The following is a 21295-nucleotide window of genomic DNA, read 5'->3' on the forward strand; positions in this document are numbered from 1 at the left end:
TGTATCTATATATTTTTCATTTTATTACGACAGGTTGTAAAGAATAAAGTATATATGGTGTATAAGGAAAAATGCTTTCTTTTAAACTGTGCTAATACAGTTGAAGTTTATGTTGGTATGTGAAATGAATAATATTACTGAGATAAATATTATTATTTTATTGTGATTATAGATTTGACATTTTTCGTGAAAAATAGTATATTAATAGTGTAATATATGATTAATAAATAATTTATATACATTTAATATATATACAAACTTTGGAGGTTATTATGGTAAAAACATCAAAAGATTTAACTAAACAAGAGCATTTAGAAATGTACGAACTAATGCAGCTTATTAGAGATTTTGATATGGAGTTGAGTAAACTATACTCTCGTGGTTTAGTTCACGGTATGACTCACTATTCAGTAGGAGAAGAAGCAGCAAACGTTGGTGCTATTTATCCATTAAGAAAAGAAGACTTAATGTTTTCTAATCACCGTGGTCACGGTCAAACAATTGCAAAAGGAATTGAAATTGATCGTATGATGGCGGAAATCCTAGGTAAAGAAACAGGTCAGTGTAAAGGTCGTGGAGGAAGTATGCACATTTATGACCTTGAACAAGGAAACATGGGATGTAATGGTATCGTTGGTGGAGGACACGGTCTAAGTACTGGTGCTGCCCTAGCTCAAAAAATGAAAAAAACAGGTAACATTGTTATTTGTTGTATGGGTGACGGAGCTACTAACGAAGGAAGTTTCCACGAATGTTTAAACATGGCTTCTAACTGGGATTTACCACTTATTTTCTACGTAATTAACAATAAATATGGTATCTCAATGGCTCAAGAAAGATGTATGCGTGTTAAAGAAATTACTGAACGTGCAGCTTCATACAGAATCAAAGGTATTCACGTTCCAGACGGAAACGATGTATTAGCAGTATATGATGCAATGCAAGAAGCTATTGAACACACTAGAAGTGGAAAAGGACCTGTTTTAGTAGAAGCAGTGTCTTACAGATGGTTCGGACACTCTGCATCAGATGCAGGTAAATACCGTAGCCGTGAAGAAGTAGCTGAGTGGAAGCTTAAAGATCCTAACGTAAAATATAAAAACTACTTATTAGAAAACGGAATTGCTACAGAAGAAGAATTAAAAGAAATCGAAGATAGATCAAAAGCAACTATCGATGATGCTGTAGAATTTGCGAAAGAATCACCATTTGCTGATGGTGCAATAGCGTTCCAAGATAACTACGCTGACTAATATTTTAAGTTAAAATAATTTTAAATAATATTTTATATAATAGGAGATTAATAGTTATGACTAAAGAAACAAAAATTATGACAGTTCGTGAAGCCATAAAAGAAGCTATGACTCACGAAATGCGTGAAGATGAAAATGTATTTTTAATGGGTGAAGATGTTGGTATCTTCGGAGGAGACTTCGGTACTACAGTTGGTATGTTAGAAGAATTCGGTTCAGAACGTGTTATTGATACACCAATCAGTGAAGCAGCTATTTGTGGAGCTGCTGCAGGGGCTGCATCAGTAGGTATGCGTCCAATCGTTGACGTAACATTCATGGACTTCGTAACAATCGGTATGGATGCAATTGTTAACCAAGCTGCACCAATGCGTTACATGTTAGGTGGAGAAGTACAAGTGCCAGTTACATACCGTTGTGCATCTGGATCAGGAACAGGAGCTGCTGCTCAGCACTGTAAAGCGTTAGAAGCATGGTTCTGTCACATTCCAGGTCTTAAAGTAGTAGCACCAGGTACTCCTGGAGATGTTTACTCAATCTTAAGAGCTGCAATCAGAGATAACAACCCAGTCATCTACATTGAACCAAAAGCGTTATTCGGACGTAAAGGTGAAGTAGAAGTAGGTAAAATTGGTGTGATCGGTAAAGGTGACATCAAAGTAGAAGGATCTGATGTAACATTAGTATCTTGGGGAAGAATGTTAGAGCGTAGCTTAAAAGCAGCTGAAGAATTAAAAGAAGAAGGAATCTCAGTAGAAGTTCTTGACCCAATTACATTAGTACCACTAGATACTGATCTAATTGTAGACTCAGTTAAGAAAACTGGAAAATTAGTAGTATGTCACGACTCATTCAAAACTGGTGGATTCGGTGGAGAAATCGTTGCTCGTATCGCAGAAAGTGATGCATTTGATTTCTTAGATAGCCCTATTTACCGTGTTGCTGGTGCTGACACACACATTCCATCAGCTAAAAACTTAGAAAAATTAGTTGTACCTGATGTAGAAGACATCAAAGAAACTATTAGAAAAGCTGTAAACAAAAAATAAAAATTTAGTTAGTGAAGGATGTGAATAGAATATGGCAGTAGAGGTAATAATGCCAAAAGCCGGTAGTGAAATGGAAGAAGGCGAAATCGTACAATGGTTTAAGCAAGAAGGTGACGAGGTAAAAGAAGGTGAAATTTTACTTGAAATCGTAACAGATAAAGTAAATATGGAAGTTGAAGCTGAAGCAAGCGGAACAATACTTAAAATCGTACACCCAGCTGGATCAGTTGTACCAGTAGTTCAAACTATCGCATGGATTGGACAACCTGGAGAAGCTGTACCTGGAGCTGGAGCAGCACCTGCAGCTGCAGCTGCACCAGTAGAAGAAGCTGTTGTTGAAACTAAAGTTGAAGAAGCACCTGCTCAAGAAGTAGTAGTATTTGACAACTCTGGTCTTCGTGCTACACCAGCGGCAAGAGCGTATGCTCGTGAAAACGGAATCGACTTATCTCAAGTAAAAGGTACTGGAGCTAAAGGTCGTGTTCATAAAGATGATGTAGTTGATTATAAACTAAATGCAAAAGCTAAAATGTCTCCACTTGCTGCACGTATTGCAGAAGTTGAAGGAATTAATACCGACGGTATCGTTGGTACTGGACCAAAAGGTAAAATTATGAAAGCAGATGTTCTTTCTGCTCTTAACGGAAGTGCAAGTGAAGCTGCTGCAACTGCTGAAGTTGCTGCACCAGCAAGCGCTAAATCTGCTAAAGCACCTAATGAAAATCAATGGGGTGTTGTTGAAACTGTACCAATGTCACCAATGCGTAAAGTTATTTCTAAACGTATGAGTGAATCTTACTTCAGTGCACCAACATTCGTTGTTAACGTAGAAGTTGATATGACTGAATTATTAGCATTACGTAAAAAAGTTGTGGATGCAATCATCGAAGAAACAGGTAAAAAAGCAACAGTTACAGACTTTATTTCATTAGCGGTAATTAAATCATTAATGAAACACCCATATGTAAATGCTTCTTTATCAGGTGATGAAAAAGAAATGTACTTACACCACTATGTAAACTTATCAATTGCTGTTGGTATGGATAGTGGATTAGTAGTACCAGTAATTAAAGGTGCTGATAAGATGAGCCTTAAAGAGCTTGTAGTGGCTTCTAAAGAAATTACAACAAAAGCTCTTGCTGGTAAATTAAAACCAGATGAAATGGCAGATTCTACATTTACAATTAGTAACTTAGGTATGTATGGAGTTAAGAGCTTCGTACCAATCATTAACCAACCAAATACAGCTATTTTAGGTGTAAGTGCTACTGTACCAAAACCAGTAGTATTCAATGGTGAGGTTACTGTAAGACCTATCATGACATTAACATTAACAGCGGACCACCGTGTTGTTGACGGATTAGAAGGAGCTAAATTCATGAAGACTCTGAAAGAAGCTATCGAAAATCCACTATCATTACTAATCTAATAATGATATAATATTTATAAAACAAGATAAAGTGTATAAGGAGTGATTAAAACATGGCAGTTGAAGTTATAATGCCAAAAGCCGGAAGTGAAATGGAAGAAGGCGAAATCGTACAATGGTTTAAGCAAGAAGGTGACGAAGTAAAAGAAGGTGAAGTCCTACTTGAAATCGTAACAGATAAAGTAAACATGGAAGTTGAAGCTGAAGCAAGCGGAACTTTATTAAAAATCGTACACCCAGCTGGATCAGTTGTACCAGTAGTTCAAACTATTGCATGGATTGGACAACCTGGAGAAGCAGTTCCTGGAGGAGACAGCACTACTGCAGTAGCTCAAGAAATCGTTAAAGAAGTTGCAGCAGATGTTAAAGTACCAGAAACTAAAGTAGGAGAAGAAGCACCAAAACGCGAACGTCGTGGTGAATATGACGTAGTAGTAGTTGGTGGAGGTCCTGCTGGATATGTATCAGCTATTAAAGCTGCTCAACTAGGTGGTAAAGTAGCATTAGTAGAAAATCGTGAACTAGGTGGAACATGTCTAAACCGTGGATGTATTCCAACAAAAGCATTCCTACACAATGCAGAAATTATTAACCACATCCGTTCAGCAAAAGACCGTGGTATTAAACTTGTGAATGATGCATTCTCAGTTGACATGGAACAAACTGTAGCTGTTAAGAATAAAATCTCTAAAACTCTATCAGGAGGAGTTGCAGGATTACTTAAATCTTACGGTGTTAAAGTATTTAATGGTGTAGGACAATTAACAGCTGACAAGAAAGTTTCTGTTGATGGAAAAGAAACAATTGATGCTGACAGAGTAATCTTAGCTGGTGGATCAAAAGTAAGTAGAATTAACATTCCTGGAATGGATAGTGATAAAGTTCTTACAAGTGATGAATTCTTAGATATTACTGAAGTACCAGCTCGTTTAGCTGTTATTGGTGGTGGAGTTATCGGATCTGAATTAGGTCAAGCATTCTCTACTTTTGGTTCTGAAGTAACTATTGTTGAAATGGCTGATCGTTTAATCGCTGGAATGGATAAAGATGCATCTGCAGCATTAGAAAAACAATTCAAAAAACAAGGTATTAAAGTTCTTACATCAACTAAATTATTAGAAATCGTTGACAAAGGTCAAGAAGTAGTAGTTAAAGTTGAAGGAAAAGAAGATATCGTTGCTGATAAAGTATTATTATCAATTGGACGTGTTCCAGACAACACATGTCTTGGAGAATTAGCAGATCAATTCGAAATGGAACGTGGTCGTGTTAAAGTTAACGAGTACATGGAAACATCTGTTGAAGGTATTTACGCTCCTGGTGATATTAACGGAACTAAGATGTTAGCACACGCAGCATTCAAGATGGGAGAAATTGCAGCTGAAAACGCAATGGGTCACCACAAAAAAGTTGATCTTAAAGCTACTCCAGCAGCAATCTACACTCACCCAGAAATCGCAATGGTCGGTTTAACTGAAGAGCAAGCTCGTGAAAAATATGACATCAAAGTTGGTAAATTTAACTTTGCAGCTAATGGACGTTCATTAGCATCTAACCAAGGTGAAGGATTCGTTAAAGTAATTATGGATACTAAATACAGAGAAATCTTAGGTATCCATATTGTAGGACCAGTTGCAGCTGAGTTAATTAACGAAGGGTCTACTTTAATTCAAACAGAGATGACAATTGATGACGTTATGGATATTATCCACGGTCACCCAACATTCTCTGAAGCTTTATATGAAGCTATGACTGACTGTGTTGACTTATGTATACATTCACCTAAGAAAAAAACTAAATAATAGTTTATAAAGAAAAAGATGGCTAGCAAATTGCTAGTCATCTTTTTTTCTGTATAATGTATCTCTGTTAAATTTAGGATATGAGAAAAAATATACTAGGAATATAGGCATATTTTTCTACTAAAATTCCTAATGTAATTTAAATTTTTAGTTTTTAACTTCTGCGATACTAATTTTTTCATGAAGAGTAGTTTCATCTATTTTTATATTTTGATATTCGTCATTTACTGGAAATTTTAATGAATAATTTAAAGGTTTAGAAATTTCTACAAGACCGTTTAATATTTCAAAATCAAAGATATGTCCACCCGCTTTTAAATCATTACTAATGTAGTGTAAATGAAATCCACCAACACCTAATCCTTGGGCATAATAAGGAGAGAAAAAACCAACTATTATACCTTGTGTATTTTCATAATGAAAAATATTTTGATTCTCTAGTACTTCTAGTAGAGGTGGATATGGTTTTTCTTGTTTTTTTGGAGATCTAGTATTCATCTTCTGAAAGTTTCCTGAAATTTTTATTGCATAGAAATAATTTTGATTTAAGTAATCTTGAACTTTTTCTAATAAGTTTTTAAACGTAAGATTATCAAATTTCTGGTATTCTTTTTCGAATGTAGTAATTGTAGCGAATGGTGTACTTTCTTTGATTGATTGAAGATATGAATTACCGAAATAATCTGTTTTATAAACTTTACTATCTAAAATTACCATTTCACCATCAATGCCATCAAATGTACCAATTCCAAAATTACCGTATTTTAGTAGTTCTTCTATAGTTAGGCTTCCACTATAAGCGCCTTCTATAATTCCTGCCATAGTTCCATATTGAAATATCATTTTTATCCTCCTAGTAACTAATAGAATTAAATTCTTCTCGCAATATACCGTATTTTATAGAATCGTAGTATACACCATTGTAATATCTAACTTTTCTAATTCTTGCTTCACAAAGAAGTCCTAGTTTTTCTGCGAGTTTCATCATCCTAGTGTTTCCGCTCCAAGTAGTTAGGCCAATATGTTGTATTTCAGGGAATTTATTAAAACATAGCTCAATCCACTTATGTAAAGCAGTATATCCTATACCTTTTGCCCAGATATTCTGATCATATATTACAATTCCAATTTCTAACCATCGAGTAGCTAAGCTTTCCCAATAATATGTTACAATGCCGATTGGTTTATTATTTAAAAATATACCTAAGACACGCTCACTTAAGAAATATTCATGATGATTTTTTAGTAAGAATGTCTCTAAATCAATGTATTTATATTCATTAAAATAAGGTGCATTATATTTACTCCACTCAGGAGTTTCTGATGAGTAAATTATTTTATATAAATCCTTTAAATGTTTTTCTTTAATCTTTTTTAATGTAATCATATGTATCTCCTTTTCTTTATTATAGCATACAAGATGTCTAAAATATTATTTTCATAGTTGAATTCATTAGAATATTAAATTTTATTATGATATAATGATTCTTGTATAAAATGTTAAGAGGTGAAAAATGGAGAGGTTTAGTAAAATAATATCGGATATTTTCCTTTGGATAATGAACATCGGGTTATTAATCATAGGAGTATTACTATCATTTGGATTAATAATGGAAGCTAAAGAAATATATCATGAAGGTGTAAAATTTTTAACTGAACAAGGTAATTATCAACACTTTGTTGAAGGAATATTAGTATTCTTTCTATATTTTGAGTTTGTAGCTCTGATTGTGAAATATTTTAAAAATAATTATCATTTTCCACTAAGATACTTTATTTATATTGGAATAACAGCGATTATTAGGTTAATTATAGTTCAGCATGATGATCCTTACAGCGTCTTAATATGGTCTGGAGCAATTTTATTGTTAGTTATAAGTTTAGCTATTGCTGAGAAATTTATAAAAAAAGATTAAAAAAGACTTCGAATGATCTGACCCCAAAAAGTTAGACTTAGGATAGCGTAGTAGTTATAATGACTGCTACGCTATCTTTTTTATATTTATACAGTCATATGTTTTATTCTATATTGCTTAGGACTTAACCATCCTAGTTTCTCTTTTATTCTCTCTTCATTATAATATTTTATATATTTTTCAATAGCTAATTTCAGTTCCCTATAACTATTATATGTTGTTCCATAGTATATCTCTTGTTTTAATATTCCGAAGAAATTCTCCATTACCGAATTATCCAAACAATTTGCTTTTCTAGACATACTTTGGTAAATATGTTCTTCTTTTAACCTTTTCGAGTATGCCTTCATTTGATAAGCCCATCCTTGATCAGAGTGAAAAGTTCTCCTATAAGGAGATTTAGCTGTGACTTTAATAGCTTTTTCTAGTGCGTCCATTATATTTTTAGCTGATGGGCTCTCACTTATACTATAGCTTATTATCTCACCATTATACATATCCATAAATGGATCTAAATAAAGTTTCTTTACTACTAATTTACCTCTCTCACTAACTTCATAATATTTAAATTCAGTTGTGTCTGTAGTGATTTTTTGATGTGGAATATTAGTATTGAATCGTCTTCTAATTCTATTCTTAGCTGTTTTTCCAATTTTTCCTTTATATGAATTGTATTTTCTACTTTTTCTAGTGAATGATGTAACCTGTAAGCCTAATTTTTGTATAATTCTTTGAACTTTCTTTTTGTTTATTATATATCCTAAATTACGTAACGCACCATATATACGTCTATAACCATAATCTTTGTTATTCTTTCTTATTTCTAATATTTTCTCTTCGATTTCTTTATCTGGATTAACTCTATCGAATCTCTTCTGCCAGTACATATATGTTGCTTTTGGCATTTTCGCATATAAAAGAAGGTCTTTAAGTATGAATTCTCCTCGGAGACTGCTTATAATTCGCGCCTTCTTTTCATTTCTGCTTCTTCCGCTAAACGCAATCTCCTCGCTTCTTTTAAAAATGCATTTTCTATCCTTAGTTGTAGTAATTGATCTTCTAATTCTTTTACATATTCTTTAGATATATTATCATTTGTAGTTTGATTTGTTGTTTCTTTACTTAACTTTTTAGGTGATTTATCCATTAAGATTTCCCGACCTTTCCTTCGTTCTCTCAATGCATCAGGACCAGCTACTCTAAAGCGATTAACCCAGTTACAAATAAGTGCTGGATTATTTATACCTTCTTGTAAAGCTAAGTCATTGTATGAGAGTTCACTTGTTAAGTATAATTCTACAACATATATCTTTTTTTCGAAAGAATATTCTTCATTTTTTCTTGAACGATATAATCCTTCATCTCCATATTTCTTATATTTGGCAACCCAAATTTCAATATTATTATGAGATTTTATAGCATACTTTTTCGCTAACGATCTTATGCTTATATTTTCATTTATATACTCTAGTACGACTTTCTTTTTAAATTCAAAATTATATTTAGTCATAAAAATATCGACCTCCAAAAAGTTAGATTTTTTGGTCTAACTTTTTGGGGTCGGTACAGAACAAAATTTGTTCGAGGTCTTAATTCTATTTCACAGTATATTTACCTGTTTTGTAGTCGATAGTAACACCTTTTTGGAAGTTTGGTAAGAATACATTGTATTTAACACTCTTACCATTATCTTCAACTGACATTGCTTCCATAATAACCCCTTGAGCAACTAGGTCATCGCCTTTAAAAACAGGAGTTACACGGTAACGTACGTGTTTTTTAGTTTTCTTAACATAATCAGCAACTTCATTTTCAAAAGGAATCATATTAAGATTCATAAACCTTGTTCCTGTCATAAGGTTTTTATCATTATCATTTTCTCCTGCTAGTTGGAAAGCAATTAAATGCGATCTATCGTAAACATGAGTTCCTCTGTTACTTTGCCATCCACTAGGACGAACATGTGCAATTTCCTCACGTTTATCAGTTGGCATTAAGTCAATCCCTATAATACCATTAGCTTGTCCAACACGTCCAAGTTTATCTAAAGGACTATAGTTTTCAAATGAAGTAGTAGATAAATCTTCTTTAGAAAAGTAAGGATTATTATTGTTTAATACTTTATATTTATTATTTTCTGTTGCTTCGCTTTCTTTAGGAGCTGTAAGTGAATTTATCACATCATCAGGAATTTTTGATACGCTTGTAAATGTAGTAGCAGTATTCGAATTTTTGTTTGATGATTTATTCGTGTAATAAGTAATAGCGAACGATGCTAAAATTATTATTGCAATTGAAATAATTGAAAATAGTGATAATTGTTGTTTTTTTCTTTTTACCATAGGGCCTCCTTATTCTTTAATAATTCAAACGACTAAGAGGAAGAGTAGAGCTCTCCCCCTATAAAAAATTTATTTTTTGAAGTAATTAATTCCCATTGCATCTTTCACTTCATCTAAGGTAGCAGCTGCAACTTTCTCAGCTTTTTCACTTCCAGCTTTAAGCATTCTGTATACTTCAGCTTTATCTTTTGCGAATTCTTCACGACGCTCTCTTATAGGGCGTAAGTAGTCTTGCATTACATCATTTAAACGACGTTTTAGTTTCATGTCACCAAGTCCACCACGAGAGTAATGTTCTTTAAGTTCTGCTACTTCATCAGCTCGAGTATCGAAAATGTCTAAGTATTTAAATACTACATTTCCTTCAACTTGGCCTGGATCTTCAATCTTAATATGATTTGGATCAGTGTACATTTTCATGATTTTAGCTTTAATGTTTTCTTCGTTATCACCTAGGTAAATACCGTTATTTAAACTCTTACTCATTTTTCCTTGTCCATCAATACCTACAAGACGAGCATGATTTTTTGGTGGAAGTACAATCTCAGGTAATACTAGAACTTCTTTATTGTATGTTCTATTGAAGTCACGAACGATTTCACGAGTTTGTTCAAGCATTGGTTTTTGATCTTCACCAACAGGAACGTGTGTTGCTTTAAAAGCAGTAATATCAGCAGCTTGGCTTACAGGATAAGTAAAGAATCCTGCAGGAATACTTTCACCAAATTTTTTATCATTAATTTCCTGTTTAACAGTAGGGTTACGGTGTAATCTAGAAACTGATACTAAATTCATGTAGTACATGTATAATTCTGCAAGTTGTGGAATTTGTGATTGGATAAAAATAGTAGTTTTTTTAGGATCGATTCCAACAGCAAGATAATCAAGTGCTACTTCTGTAATATTTTCAATAACTTTTCCTGGGTTATCAGCATTATCAGTAAGTGCTTGTTGATCGGCAATCATAATAAATACTTCAGTGTCATCTTCGTTTTGTAAAGCTATACGATTTTTTAAAGAACCAACATAGTGCCCTAAGTGAAGTTTACCAGTTGGTCTATCTCCAGTTAAAATAATTTTTGTCATAAAAGGGTAACTCCTTTAAAATAATTTTAATAATTCCTTATAATTATACCATAATCTTGATGAAGTTTGTTTGAAATAATATAAAAAATATTAATTTGGATAAAAATTTAGTGTTTTACTTAGTAAAAGATGGTATAATAAGGAGTAAAGAAATAGTTAATTATTAAGGAGATTAATATGATATATATAGAATCAAAAAGTAATGATCCACGCTACAATACAGCATTAGAGCTTTATGCTTTTAACGAACTTGCAGAAAAAGATGATGTGTTTATGCTATGGATAAACTCGCCATGTATCGTTGTTGGTAAGAACCAAAACACAACAGAGGAAGTAAACCAAAAATTCTGTGACGATAAAGATATTAAAATCGTTCGTCGTGTAAGTGGTGGTGGTGCAGTTTACCACGATTTAAACAACTTAAATTACACAATCATTTCAAATGGTAGAAGTGGTGAAGAATTCGACTTCAAATCATTCTCACAACCTGTGCTTGACGCATTAGACTCATTAGGAGTTAAAGCGGAATTTACAGGACGTAATGACTTAGAAATTGATGGACAAAAATTCTGTGGTAATGCTCAATACGTACGTAATGGGCGTATTATGCACCATGGTTGTTTAATGTTTGATGTTGATACATCAGTTTTAGCAGATGCTTTAAAAGTATCTAAAGATAAGATTGAATCAAAAGGTATCAAATCAGTACGTTCTCGTGTAACAAACATTAAAGATCATCTTCCGAACCAAGATATGACAGTTCAAGATTTCGTAGCTGCACTTAAAAAATATATGAGTGAAAAATACGAAATGACTGATTTTGTTGCAACTGAAGAAGATGAAGCTGCGATTTTAGCTATCCAAGAAGAAAAAAATAACTCATGGGATTGGGTATACGGTAAAAATCCTGACTTCAATATTAAACGTAATAGAAGACTTAAAACTGGTAAAATTGAAGCTAATATCATGGTAGAACAAGGTGTTATTACTAATATCAAATTCTATGGAGACTTCTTCGGAGTAATGGATGTAGAAGATATTGCTAAAAAATTAGTAGGTGTAAAATACCAAAAAGAAGATGTTCAAAAAGTGTTAGAACAAATTGACATTAACTCTTACTTCTTAGGAGCAACATTAGAAGAAGTAGTAGATATTTTAGTAGACTAATAAATAATTTTGGAGTGAAGTAATATGATTATTGCAACAACAAACTATATACCAGGAATGGAAGTAGTAGAATATAAAGGTTTAGCTACAGGAGAAGTAGTAGCTGGAATTAATGTCATCAAAGATATAGGAGCAGGAATTCGAAACCTTTTTGGTGGAAGAGTTCAAGGGTATGAAGATGAAATTATTCAAGCAAGAGCACAAGTTTTAAAAGAGTTAGAAGATCGTGCAGCTGAGATGGGTGCTAATGCTGTTATCGGAGTTAGAATTGATTTCGATCCTATAGGAGGCGACGGTAACAATATGCTTTTAGTTACAGTTACTGGAACAGCTGTAGTAGTAAGATAAACTTATATAAATTATAAAATAAAAATAATAGCAATATTTGTTGATATATTGTATAATGTTAAACAGTGATTAAAATTTCAATAGAGAGGAATAATATTAATGAAAAAAGTATTTAACTTTAAAAAGCTTTTCTCTATTTTACTTTTAGCAATTGCTTTAGTAACGTCTGCTGTATTTGTAGCAGGATGTAGTGATGATAAAGGAACAAGTTCTAGTACATCATCAAAAGCAACTTACACAGTAAGTAAAGAAGAGAAAGACTATTTATCAAAACGTTTTTCAGAATTATCTAAGACGAATAATGAAACTGTAGCTTATGTTTATGCTCCAGGTACTCAATTAGATGAACCAGTAGTTCAAACTAATGACAATGAAACATACTTAGATAAAACTTTTGAAGGTGGACACGTTCCTTACCTTGGTACTGTATTCATGGATATGGATAACAAAAAAGATTTCCATGATAGATTAACTTGGTTATTCGGACATGCTCGTGGAAGTAAAGTTGGAGATCACCGTATGTTCAACGATGTTAACTACTATGACAAACAAGAATACATGGATAAACACAAATTCGTAGTTATTGAAACTCCTGAGAGAAAATACTACTATGAAGCAGCATTCCTAACAATCGTGCCAGAAACAACTTCTTTCTATCGTTTAGACTTTGAAAATGATGAAGATTTCTTAAGCCAATTAACAAATGTTAAGAAAGATGCAGCAACTAAAAACGATAGCGTTCAACTTAAAGGAAATGATAAATACTTAGTATTATCTACTTGCCGTGAGGAAGACGAAACAATTCGTTCTAACCTGTACCTACGTCAAATTCCAGATAACGAAATGAACGATTTCTTAGCTAAACATAAAGATGAATTAAAATATGTAGCTACAAGATAATAAATAACAAAAAGCAATCTAATGATTAAGTTCACTAGATTGCTTTTTAGTTTATCTAAATAATATTTTGTTTAGGCATAGTTCTAAATTCTCTTATTAAGAAGAATAATGAAACTGAGATTGCACAAAGGTCAGTTACTGGAGTAGCATAGATTACTCCCTCAATCCCAAAGAAATGTGAAAGAATAAATAACATTGGTATTAGCACTATAAGTTGCTTAGTTAAGGCGATAGTAACACCAATCTTTGGTTTTCCTATTGCAGAGAAGAATGTAGAGCTTGAAATTTGAACACCGTTTATAAATGTGAATAGTAAGAAAAATCTCATGTACTTAACTGCAAACTCAAAGTAAAGTTCATTACCATTACCAAATAAACTAACAATTTGTTTAGGAAAAATCTCGAAAATTAAGAAGAATGTAATTGAGATTATCATCGCATACTTCATGGTATATCTCATTGTAGTACGAACTCTTTCGTATTTTTTAGCTCCGTAATTATATCCAAAAATTGGTTGAGCCCCTTGAATTAATCCAATAATAATAGCTATAAATATTATATTAATTTTAGCTACGATTCCAGCTACAGCTATAGGAATATCATTCCCATATACAGAATTAGTACCGTGAATATTTAATAAATTGTTTGTTACTATTTGAGCTATCATATTAGAACCCTGGAAAACAAATGAAGGCATTCCAAATCCTGCAGCGACTTTTAATAAAGGTATCTTAGGTATGAAGTCTTGCTTAGTAAATTTAACACTTTTGAATTTTGGAAAATATAAAACAAGAATCAAAGCAGATAAGAATTGACTTATAACTGTAGCCCAAGCTGATCCAGCAATTCCCCAACCAAATCCAAAGATAAAGATTGGATTAAGAATAGTATTAAGTACTGCACCAAAAATAATGGCAAACATTGAATATTTTGGACTATTATCCGAACGAACAATAGGATTAGTACTAATAGAAATTAGTAAGAATGGAATCCCTAAAGATGTAATACCTGCAAATGTCATTGCATATTCTAAAATTTCGTCTGTAGATCCAAATGCATACATAAGAGGTTTTAAGAATATATGAACTAAAATTGTGATAATAATACCAATTATAAATAATGAAGATACTGCAGTACCAACTACAGATTTTGCTTTTTCAGGATTTCCACGACCTAACTCAAGATTAAAGTTAGAGGCAGCACCAATTCCTATCATTAAACCTATAGCTAGGCAAATAGTTGTAAGAGGAAAGGCGACATTTGTTGCAGCATTACCTAAGTAGCCAACACCTTGACCGATAAAAATCTGGTCAATTACACTATACATCGCATTAATAATATTTGCTGTAATAGCTGGCCAAGCAAATGATGTAAGTAATTTTTTTATAGGTTTTGTACCTAGCGGATTTTCTATATAATTTTGTGTTTTCTCCATATGATTTCCTCCTTAAGTTATTTTATTCAATAGTGTGAAGAAAGTAGAAATTTCTTCTTCAGTTAAGTTTTTAAGAACTTCTTTTTCAGCTGTATTTAATAGATTAGAGTATGTTGATAAAACCTCTCTACCAACTTCAGTTAAATGTAGTGTAAAAGAGCGTCTATCTTTCACTCCACGTTTTCTAATAACAAAATTTTGTTTTTCAAGAGCATCAATATTACGTCCAACAATATTTCTATCTTTTCGATGTATTTCAGCAAGCTGGGCTTGTGTTACCCCCTCATTTTCAGAAATGTAAATAAGGGTAATGAAATGTCCATGTGTAATACCTATCTCAGCCAGAGGTTGTTTAGTATAACTTCTCATATTCTCTAATAGTGTAATAAGCTTATAACCCAACGCATCTTTTAACATAATTTCACCACCTAAAAATAATATAGCTAATATATTATATACCTAGTATACTACTTTGTCAACACGAAAAAGAAAACACTGAAAATAGTATATTTTATACTTTTTCTTCAGTGTTTTCTTACTATTTATGAAACTATGATTCTGTTTGAACTGATATAGAACTTTAGCATTAATTAATGTTCTAAACCACCTGTTATTTTTGTATCGTCCTTATCATAAAAAATCACAGCAGTTTTTATTATTAATTTTAAAGCAATGATAATATCTTCTTTTTTCATATAAGGCATGTTAGGTTTGTCTGCAACCTGTTCTTCAATATATGGGATATGAATAAATCCAGCTTTAATATTTGGATATTTTTTTGAAGTTATATATAAAGCATCATACATAATGTGATTGCAAACAAAAGTCCCAGCAGTATTAGAAATAGCAGAAGGGATATTATTTTTATTCAATTCATCAACAATAGCCTTTATTGGTAGTGTAGAAAAATATGCATTCTCACCATCTTTTCTTATAGTTTCATCAATAGGGCTATTTCCAATATTATCTGGGATTCTAGCATCATCAATATTAATAGCGATACGCTCAGGTGTAATCTTACTTCTTCCACCAGCTTGACCAACACATATAACAATATTAGGAGAAAATGATTTTATGTTTTCTTCTAAAACTTGTGAACTATCTTTAAAGATTGTAGGTAGGGTAATTTTCTTAATTTCTATATTATCTATTACATCTGGTAAGCTATTAACACATAAACTAGAAGGATTAATACTCTCGCCACCAAACTTATCAAAACCAGTTATTAATACTCTCATAATGCACCTCGTAATTTATATAAAAAATATATTGTAATAATTAATTTAATAATATTCCATGGTAATTATTACTTTTCAATTAAATGAATTTTTAAATTATAATAATTATAAAACAGTTTAGAAAATTTGAAAATAGTATTTCTATATTTTTAGGAGATAAATTCTAATCAATCATAAAATAAGAGATATAAAATCATAAATTTACTAGTTTTAATTTTCAGATTTTTAATAATTAAATTTACATTATTCTGAAAAGATGATATAATCTATTTATTCTCTAAGATGTATTTTTTAAAAAGATAAGTTTTACTCTATTGTTAGCTAATAAAATAAGGCTACGTGAAGTAATGTGTAATAAATGGATAGGAGAAGTTTATGGATCGTACAAAAAAATACTATGATAATAAGTTGTATATTGTTCAACTTATTACTATAATTTCTATATTACTAAGAACTATAGTAAATTTAACATCAATTTTTATTATTCAAGTTATCTTGGATAGTTTGATATCAAAAGATTTTGAGAGAGTTTATCATTTTGTTAAATACTTGATAGTAGTATTAGTATTTTATTTTTTATTGTTATTTCTTTCTCAATATTTTTTAAGAAAACTTTTCTTTCTTGGAAATTTTTCTGTTTTAGAGTATTTTTATGATAAGTTTTTAAAAAGTGAATATAATGATTTTAAAGAAGCAAAAAGCGGTGAAATATTATCTAAGTTAACGTCAGATAGTATAAAGATATCAGATTGGTATTCTCAAGGTAAAGTTATTTTAGTAACGCAGTCTTTTATTTTGTTTTCTATATTGATGTTTATGTGTAGGTATAATGTTTCGATAACACTTATATTATTTTCTGTAATACTTGTATGTTTTTTTATTATAAAACAAATAAGTAAGAAGCTTTCGAATTGTATGAAGAGTGAACAGAAATTATTAGGTGAAACTAATCAATATATACTTCAGTCAATATTAGGTTATTTTGATTTAAAGCAATTAAATAAAGAACAGTACTTTATAGATTATCTTAAAGAAAATATTATAAATAAGAGAATAAAGGTCAATACTGACTTAGCAAAGTATTTTTCATTATATATAGGTATATCTGCTACTGTTGCATTTATACTACCTATTGTTTCTCTATTACTTTCAGTGTATTTTATAATATATAAAGATTTTTCCATAGGTTCGGCTATTGCAATATTTTCTACAGTTAGAATGTTAGATGAACCTATAAATTCTATATCAGATAAAATAACTGTTAGGCAGACCGCTTATAAGATAGAAAGTGAGTTGTCTAAGACTTTTAATAATAAAAGCAATGAAGAGAAAGAAGTATTAAAAATAAGTAAATTTAATAGTGTAAATGTGAATATAGCTAGTTTTTATTTTAAAGACAATCTGATTTTATCTGATTTTAGATTAAACATAAATAAGGGTGATTTTCTAGTTCTAAAAGGACGAAGTGGAGTAGGAAAGACGACGGTATCTAATCTTATATTAAGAAACTTGCAAGAGGGTGCATATAAGTTAGATGGGGAAGTCTTAATCAATGAAAAAGATATATATAAGAATAATATTCAAGTTTTAGGAGAATTTTTGAAAGTAAGTCAAGAACCATACATATATGAAGCTACAATAAGAGACAATCTTCTCTTAGGTGATTCATACGAGGATAGACTTGATGAGATAGTTAGATTATTACACCTGCAAGAATTGATTGATAAATTAGGATATAATTATTTATTGAAAGAAAACGGAAAAAACTTAAGTGGTGGAGAAAAGCAAAGATTAGAGTTGGCTAGAATATTAATAAGAAGACCTGAGTTTATTATTTTGGATGAACCGACAAGTGCTATGAATACCAATTTGAGTGAATTAATAGTAGAAAATATTTTTAACTACTTAAAAGAACACAATATTACAAGTTTAATAATAACTCATAGTAAGGAATTTGATAAATTTGCTACAGATATCATAGAAATTAAATAAGAGTAACATTATAAATATTATCGCAGATAAGTAATACTTATACATCGAGTTAGATATTAGTGACTTAGGATTTTGATTTTATAAAAATTAATTTTCCTAAGTCTTTCTTTGTTGTTTCATATAAGATATATTTTGAAGGCGCTGAATCAAAAGTTTCAAATTTTAGAAAGTTTATATGAGAATCTTAGATATAGTACTTTATTGATATCTAATTACGATTTATAAAAACTTTTTATGTATTTAACAAACTGTGTTATTGTTACTCAATAAAATCGATTCTCAAAAATAAAGATTTTTGAGGATCTCTTTATAGGATAAATTGTAATTCATTTTTAAAAGTGATATTATATGAATATAAGGGGTGAGGATTATGTCAAGAGAAGAAAAATTAAGAACTATTATTAGTACGATAGATAATTCAGAGTATAGTGCTACTAAGAAAACCACTAATAATAAATGTATGATGAAAACATTTAAAGAGGCTAATGACACTTGGCTAGCTGAAGCTTATTCTAAGAAAAAATATGCTGATTATAAACCGTTTCAATTCGTTGATGGAGAGGGAGTAAGGTGTTCAATATATTTAAGTGGCTGTTTATTCGCTTGTAAAGAATGCTTTAACGAAAGTATTCAAAACTTTAATGCAGGTCAATTATACACGAAAGAAATAGAAGATCAAATAATCCAGGATTTAAGTAATTCTTATGTGCAAGGACTAACGATTCTTGGAGGAGAGCCGTTCCTTAATACTCAGGTAGCTAGAACGTTAGCGAAAAGAGTAAGAGATGAATTCGGTTCAACAAAAGATATCTGGGTATATAGTGGTTATACATATGAACAACTCCAAAATGGTAGTGAGGACAAAAAAGAATTATTAAGCTTGTGTGATGTCTTGGTAGATGGACCATTTATGATTTTTCTAAAAGATTTAAGCCTTAGATTTAGAGGAAGTAGTAATCAAAGAATTATAGATTTAAAAAATTCGAGTAAAGATAATGTAGTATTATATTTAGAATAGTAATACTTGCAATGGAATTACTTTTAATAGAATATTTTTCGTGATATAATAATTATGTTAACAATTATGGATTTATTATATCTCTAATTGTTTTGTAAATTAATTTATAGAGAGGAGATTAAAAATTGAAAAATATTATAGAGATTTTTCGAAAGGATATAAAAGAAGTATTTAGAAAAACTAATACGTGGATAATCATAGTAGGGTTAATATTTTTACCATCAATGTATGCATGGCCGAATATACTATCCTCATGGGATCCGTATGGACATACTAACAATATAAAAGTTGCTGTAACATCAGAAGATGAGGGAGCTACTGTTGATGGAAAAGAGTTAAACTTAGGTAATAGTTTAGTTGAAGGATTGAAAAATAATAAAAATCTTGACTGGCAGTTTGTCTCTAATAAACAACAAGCTGAGGATGGAGTAAGAATAGGGGACTATTATGCGAGTATTGTTGTACCGAAAAATTTTAGTCAAGATATGACATCGGTTAGTAGAACAGAACCTAAGAGAGCCACTATAGAGTATACGGTTAATGAAAAAATTAATGCGATTAGTCCAAAAATAACAAACAGTGGTGCTTCTGCAATAGCTAATAATATTAGTAAAAACTTTGTAGAAACAGCTAATGGTATAATTTTTGAAAAACTGCATGAAGCGGGGATAAAATTTGAAGAAAATCTTCCATCAATTGAAAAAGCAAAAGAGGAAATCTTTAAATTAAATGATAATTTTTCTACATATGAAAGTACTTTAAGTGAATTAATTGGAAAAGTGGAATACGGGTATAATATTTTAAACAATGTTCAAAACACACTTCCAGAAATAGATAGAGTAGCTACAAATAGTATTATGATTGCTGATAAGGCTGGGATTACTATTAATAATATTCAGGGATTCAATGAAAGATTATTACCAATTATTAATAGTCATCTTAATGTTGTTGAGGAAGTATCTAAAGAAGCTAATGTGATAGCAAAAGAGTTGCAAAAGAAACCAGATAAAACAGAAGAAATAAAGGCGAGACAGAAAGCTTTAGATAGTAGACTACAAGCTAGTATAGAAAGATTACAACTTGTGAAGAATATTTTTGAGTATTTCAATAAATTATCAAATGAGAGATTATTTAATAATCAACTTGAAAGAGTAACTACCTTATCGAATGATATTACGGCGATAAAAGAAGTAAATAATAATATCTACAATAAGATGGATCATTATGATGAGATAGCAGATACTGTAAAAGAGGAATTTGTAAATAAATCTGCTAGAATAAATGAAGTTTCTTCAAATATGAATTCAAAATTAAACGTTGAAGTTGCTCCTTTAATCTCTCAAGTTCTTAGTAAGGCAGAAGTTAATATAGATAAGGTAAGTGGCATAATTGCTGGGGCACAAGGAGAACTACCTGCAGTCGAGAGAAAATTATCTGAAACTGAGGTGAAGATTAGTAATGCATATGGTAAACTATTATCATTACAAGCCCAAATGCCATCTGCAAAGAGTAAAATTCAAAAGTTAACGGATGAAATTAAAAAGGCTGACAGCGGTATAGATAAAAATCAACTGTTTAATTTATTAAAGGTTGACTATAAACAACAGGCAGAGTTTTTCGCAAATCCTGTTAAACTTCAAGAGAATAAGCTTTACCACATAGAAAACTACGGTTCAGCCATGACACCATTCTATACAGTTCTTTCTATTTGGGTTGGTTCATTATTAATGTCTTCGTTATTAACTACTAAGGTAGAAGATGAGGAAAATAAATATAAACCATATCAAAAATATTTTGGTAGAGGGTTATTGTTTGTAATTATATCGTTATTCCAAACATTAATAATTACATTAGGGGATATGTATGTTCTTGGAACGCAAGCGACCTCACCATATAGGTTTGTACTATATGCATTACTGATTTCTCTGCTATTTTCGTCAATTATTTATACTATAGTGTGTATTCTAGGAAATGTAGGGAAAGCAGTTTGTATAGTGCTGTTAGTATTACAATTAGGAAGTTCGGGGGGGACATTCCCAATTCAAATGACTTCAGAATTCTTCCAAGCGTTATATCCAAAAGTACCGTTCACTTATTCTATAGGTCTACTACGTGAAGCGGTAGGTGGGGTATATATTCCAGCGGTAGAACGTGATATTAAAATATTATTTATCTATCTAATTGTCGTTCTTGTAGGAGGAGCAATTCTAGTTAGTCTAAAAGCACGTTCAGCTAAGTTAAGTAGAGAAAGAGAACGTTCTAAGTTATTCTTGTAGAATATAATTTTTAAAATAGATATATAGTAATAGTAGAGTGATTC

20 protein-coding genes are annotated in these 21295 nt (G+C 31.1%); 11 read left to right on the plus strand and 9 right to left on the minus strand.

Annotated elements, in window-relative coordinates; all coding sequences use genetic code 11:
• The first annotated feature begins 272 nt into the window (after positions 1–272).
• The 4 genes from O3884_RS06120 to lpdA are packed head-to-tail and all read left to right on the plus strand — an operon-like array spanning position 273 to position 5533.
• Entirely contained in the window at positions 273–1253 is a 981-nt protein-coding gene (locus O3884_RS06120; RefSeq protein WP_304096052.1) for a thiamine pyrophosphate-dependent dehydrogenase E1 component subunit alpha, read from the plus strand.
• A 56-nt stretch (positions 1254–1309) separates the two neighbouring features.
• Positions 1310–2302, plus strand: a complete 993-nt coding sequence (locus tag O3884_RS06125; protein WP_371452443.1) for an alpha-ketoacid dehydrogenase subunit beta — start codon at positions 1310–1312, stop codon at positions 2300–2302.
• Between the two features lie 31 nt (positions 2303–2333).
• Complete coding sequence (locus tag O3884_RS06130) at positions 2334–3731, plus strand: dihydrolipoamide acetyltransferase (protein WP_371452444.1); 1398 nt, start codon at positions 2334–2336, stop codon at positions 3729–3731.
• A gap of 53 nt (positions 3732–3784) precedes the next feature.
• The gene (gene lpdA, locus O3884_RS06135) at positions 3785–5533 is read left to right on the plus strand and encodes a dihydrolipoyl dehydrogenase (RefSeq protein WP_371452446.1); all 1749 of its coding nucleotides are present in this window, start codon (positions 3785–3787) and stop codon (positions 5531–5533) included.
• A 147-nt stretch (positions 5534–5680) separates the two neighbouring features.
• On the opposite strand, the gene budA is transcribed toward lpdA, so the two are convergent.
• Both budA and O3884_RS06145 read right to left on the minus strand, forming a co-directional pair.
• The gene (gene budA, locus O3884_RS06140) at positions 5681–6376 is read right to left on the minus strand and encodes an acetolactate decarboxylase (RefSeq protein ID WP_371452448.1); all 696 of its coding nucleotides are present in this window, start codon (positions 6374–6376) and stop codon (positions 5681–5683) included.
• 10 nt (positions 6377–6386) lie between these two features.
• Entirely contained in the window at positions 6387–6920 is a 534-nt protein-coding gene (locus tag O3884_RS06145; RefSeq protein ID WP_371452450.1) for a GNAT family N-acetyltransferase, read from the minus strand.
• A gap of 127 nt (positions 6921–7047) precedes the next feature.
• Here O3884_RS06145 and psiE point away from each other — a divergent pair, with 127 nt between their 5' ends.
• A complete protein-coding gene (gene psiE / locus O3884_RS06150; protein ID WP_371452451.1) occupies positions 7048–7449 on the plus strand; it encodes a phosphate-starvation-inducible protein PsiE in 402 nt (133 codons plus the stop codon).
• 86 nt (positions 7450–7535) lie between these two features.
• Here the strand turns inward: psiE and O3884_RS06155 are convergent, their stop codons facing one another.
• From O3884_RS06155 to trpS, 4 genes are all read right to left on the minus strand, one after another.
• Positions 7536–8513 (minus strand): IS3 family transposase, encoded by a 978-nt coding sequence (locus O3884_RS06155; RefSeq protein ID WP_371452483.1) that lies wholly within the window; start codon positions 8511–8513, stop codon positions 7536–7538.
• Positions 8405–8959 (minus strand): helix-turn-helix domain-containing protein, encoded by a 555-nt coding sequence (locus O3884_RS06160; RefSeq protein WP_371452453.1) that lies wholly within the window; start codon positions 8957–8959, stop codon positions 8405–8407. Before O3884_RS06160 ends, O3884_RS06155 begins: the two co-directional genes overlap by 109 nt.
• 85 nt (positions 8960–9044) lie before the next feature.
• Positions 9045–9791: a DNA/RNA non-specific endonuclease gene (locus O3884_RS06165; RefSeq protein ID WP_371452455.1), complete on the minus strand. Its 747-nt coding sequence runs from the start codon at positions 9789–9791 to the stop codon at positions 9045–9047.
• 69 nt (positions 9792–9860) lie between these two features.
• Complete coding sequence (gene trpS, locus O3884_RS06170; RefSeq protein WP_371452457.1) at positions 9861–10877, minus strand: tryptophan--tRNA ligase; 1017 nt, start codon at positions 10875–10877, stop codon at positions 9861–9863.
• A gap of 177 nt (positions 10878–11054) precedes the next feature.
• Here trpS and lplA point away from each other — a divergent pair, with 177 nt between their 5' ends.
• The 3 genes from lplA to srtB all read left to right on the plus strand — a co-directional run bounded on the left by lplA (position 11055) and on the right by srtB (position 13292).
• The gene (gene lplA / locus O3884_RS06175; RefSeq protein WP_048802038.1) at positions 11055–12044 is read left to right on the plus strand and encodes a lipoate--protein ligase; all 990 of its coding nucleotides are present in this window, start codon (positions 11055–11057) and stop codon (positions 12042–12044) included.
• 24 nt (positions 12045–12068) lie between these two features.
• Positions 12069–12392, plus strand: coding sequence for a YbjQ family protein (locus tag O3884_RS06180; RefSeq protein ID WP_371452460.1), 324 nt, complete (start codon positions 12069–12071; stop codon positions 12390–12392).
• 99 nt (positions 12393–12491) lie between these two features.
• Complete coding sequence (srtB, locus tag O3884_RS06185) at positions 12492–13292, plus strand: class B sortase, LPKTxAVK-specific (RefSeq protein ID WP_371452462.1); 801 nt, start codon at positions 12492–12494, stop codon at positions 13290–13292.
• A gap of 55 nt (positions 13293–13347) precedes the next feature.
• Here the strand turns inward: srtB and O3884_RS06190 are convergent, their stop codons facing one another.
• From O3884_RS06190 to pcp, 3 genes are all read right to left on the minus strand, one after another.
• Complete coding sequence (locus O3884_RS06190) at positions 13348–14727, minus strand: MATE family efflux transporter (protein WP_371452464.1); 1380 nt, start codon at positions 14725–14727, stop codon at positions 13348–13350.
• Positions 14728–14739: 12 nt separating this feature from the next.
• Complete coding sequence (locus O3884_RS06195) at positions 14740–15144, minus strand: MarR family winged helix-turn-helix transcriptional regulator (RefSeq protein ID WP_371452467.1); 405 nt, start codon at positions 15142–15144, stop codon at positions 14740–14742.
• A 173-nt stretch (positions 15145–15317) separates the two neighbouring features.
• Positions 15318–15965 (minus strand): pyroglutamyl-peptidase I, encoded by a 648-nt coding sequence (pcp, locus tag O3884_RS06200; RefSeq protein ID WP_371452468.1) that lies wholly within the window; start codon positions 15963–15965, stop codon positions 15318–15320.
• Between the two features lie 375 nt (positions 15966–16340).
• Between pcp and O3884_RS06205 the strand changes: the two genes are divergently transcribed.
• The 3 genes from O3884_RS06205 (at position 16341) to O3884_RS06215 (ending at position 21251) form a co-directional block, all read left to right on the plus strand.
• Positions 16341–17957 (plus strand): ATP-binding cassette domain-containing protein, encoded by a 1617-nt coding sequence (locus O3884_RS06205; RefSeq protein ID WP_004392817.1) that lies wholly within the window; start codon positions 16341–16343, stop codon positions 17955–17957.
• Between the two features lie 370 nt (positions 17958–18327).
• Positions 18328–18975, plus strand: a complete 648-nt coding sequence (gene nrdG, locus O3884_RS06210; protein ID WP_004392824.1) for an anaerobic ribonucleoside-triphosphate reductase activating protein — start codon at positions 18328–18330, stop codon at positions 18973–18975.
• 125 nt (positions 18976–19100) lie between these two features.
• On the plus strand, positions 19101–21251 hold the full coding sequence (locus O3884_RS06215) for a YhgE/Pip domain-containing protein (protein WP_371452471.1): 2151 nt from the start codon (positions 19101–19103) through the stop codon (positions 21249–21251).
• The last annotated feature ends 44 nt before the right edge of the window (positions 21252–21295 follow it).

This window comes from Gemella sp. 20925_1_85 (genome assembly GCF_041433735.1).
Taxonomy (GTDB): Bacteria; Bacillota; Bacilli; order Staphylococcales; family Gemellaceae; genus Gemella.

What these genes read in the sequence shown, in the direction of transcription:
- O3884_RS06195 (WP_371452467.1), bottom strand. Translation starts at nt 15,144, where the DNA reads ATGTTAAAAGATGCGTTGGGTTATAAGCTTATTACACTATTAGAGAAT.
- O3884_RS06165 (WP_371452455.1), bottom strand. Translation starts at nt 9,791, where the DNA reads ATGGTAAAAAGAAAAAAACAACAATTATCACTATTTTCAATTATTTCA.
- O3884_RS06145 (WP_371452450.1), bottom strand. Translation starts at nt 6,920, where the DNA reads ATGATTACATTAAAAAAGATTAAAGAAAAACATTTAAAGGATTTATAT.
- nrdG (WP_004392824.1), top strand. Translation starts at nt 18,328, where the DNA reads ATGTCAAGAGAAGAAAAATTAAGAACTATTATTAGTACGATAGATAAT.
- O3884_RS06120 (WP_304096052.1), top strand. Translation starts at nt 273, where the DNA reads ATGGTAAAAACATCAAAAGATTTAACTAAACAAGAGCATTTAGAAATG.
- srtB (WP_371452462.1), top strand. Translation starts at nt 12,492, where the DNA reads ATGAAAAAAGTATTTAACTTTAAAAAGCTTTTCTCTATTTTACTTTTA.
- trpS (WP_371452457.1), bottom strand. Translation starts at nt 10,877, where the DNA reads ATGACAAAAATTATTTTAACTGGAGATAGACCAACTGGTAAACTTCAC.
- pcp (WP_371452468.1), bottom strand. Translation starts at nt 15,965, where the DNA reads ATGAGAGTATTAATAACTGGTTTTGATAAGTTTGGTGGCGAGAGTATT.
- psiE (WP_371452451.1), top strand. Translation starts at nt 7,048, where the DNA reads ATGGAGAGGTTTAGTAAAATAATATCGGATATTTTCCTTTGGATAATG.
- O3884_RS06125 (WP_371452443.1), top strand. Translation starts at nt 1,310, where the DNA reads ATGACTAAAGAAACAAAAATTATGACAGTTCGTGAAGCCATAAAAGAA.
- O3884_RS06130 (WP_371452444.1), top strand. Translation starts at nt 2,334, where the DNA reads ATGGCAGTAGAGGTAATAATGCCAAAAGCCGGTAGTGAAATGGAAGAA.
- O3884_RS06190 (WP_371452464.1), bottom strand. Translation starts at nt 14,727, where the DNA reads ATGGAGAAAACACAAAATTATATAGAAAATCCGCTAGGTACAAAACCT.
- budA (WP_371452448.1), bottom strand. Translation starts at nt 6,376, where the DNA reads ATGATATTTCAATATGGAACTATGGCAGGAATTATAGAAGGCGCTTAT.
- lpdA (WP_371452446.1), top strand. Translation starts at nt 3,785, where the DNA reads ATGGCAGTTGAAGTTATAATGCCAAAAGCCGGAAGTGAAATGGAAGAA.
- O3884_RS06205 (WP_004392817.1), top strand. Translation starts at nt 16,341, where the DNA reads ATGGATCGTACAAAAAAATACTATGATAATAAGTTGTATATTGTTCAA.
- lplA (WP_048802038.1), top strand. Translation starts at nt 11,055, where the DNA reads ATGATATATATAGAATCAAAAAGTAATGATCCACGCTACAATACAGCA.
- O3884_RS06180 (WP_371452460.1), top strand. Translation starts at nt 12,069, where the DNA reads ATGATTATTGCAACAACAAACTATATACCAGGAATGGAAGTAGTAGAA.
- O3884_RS06160 (WP_371452453.1), bottom strand. Translation starts at nt 8,959, where the DNA reads ATGACTAAATATAATTTTGAATTTAAAAAGAAAGTCGTACTAGAGTAT.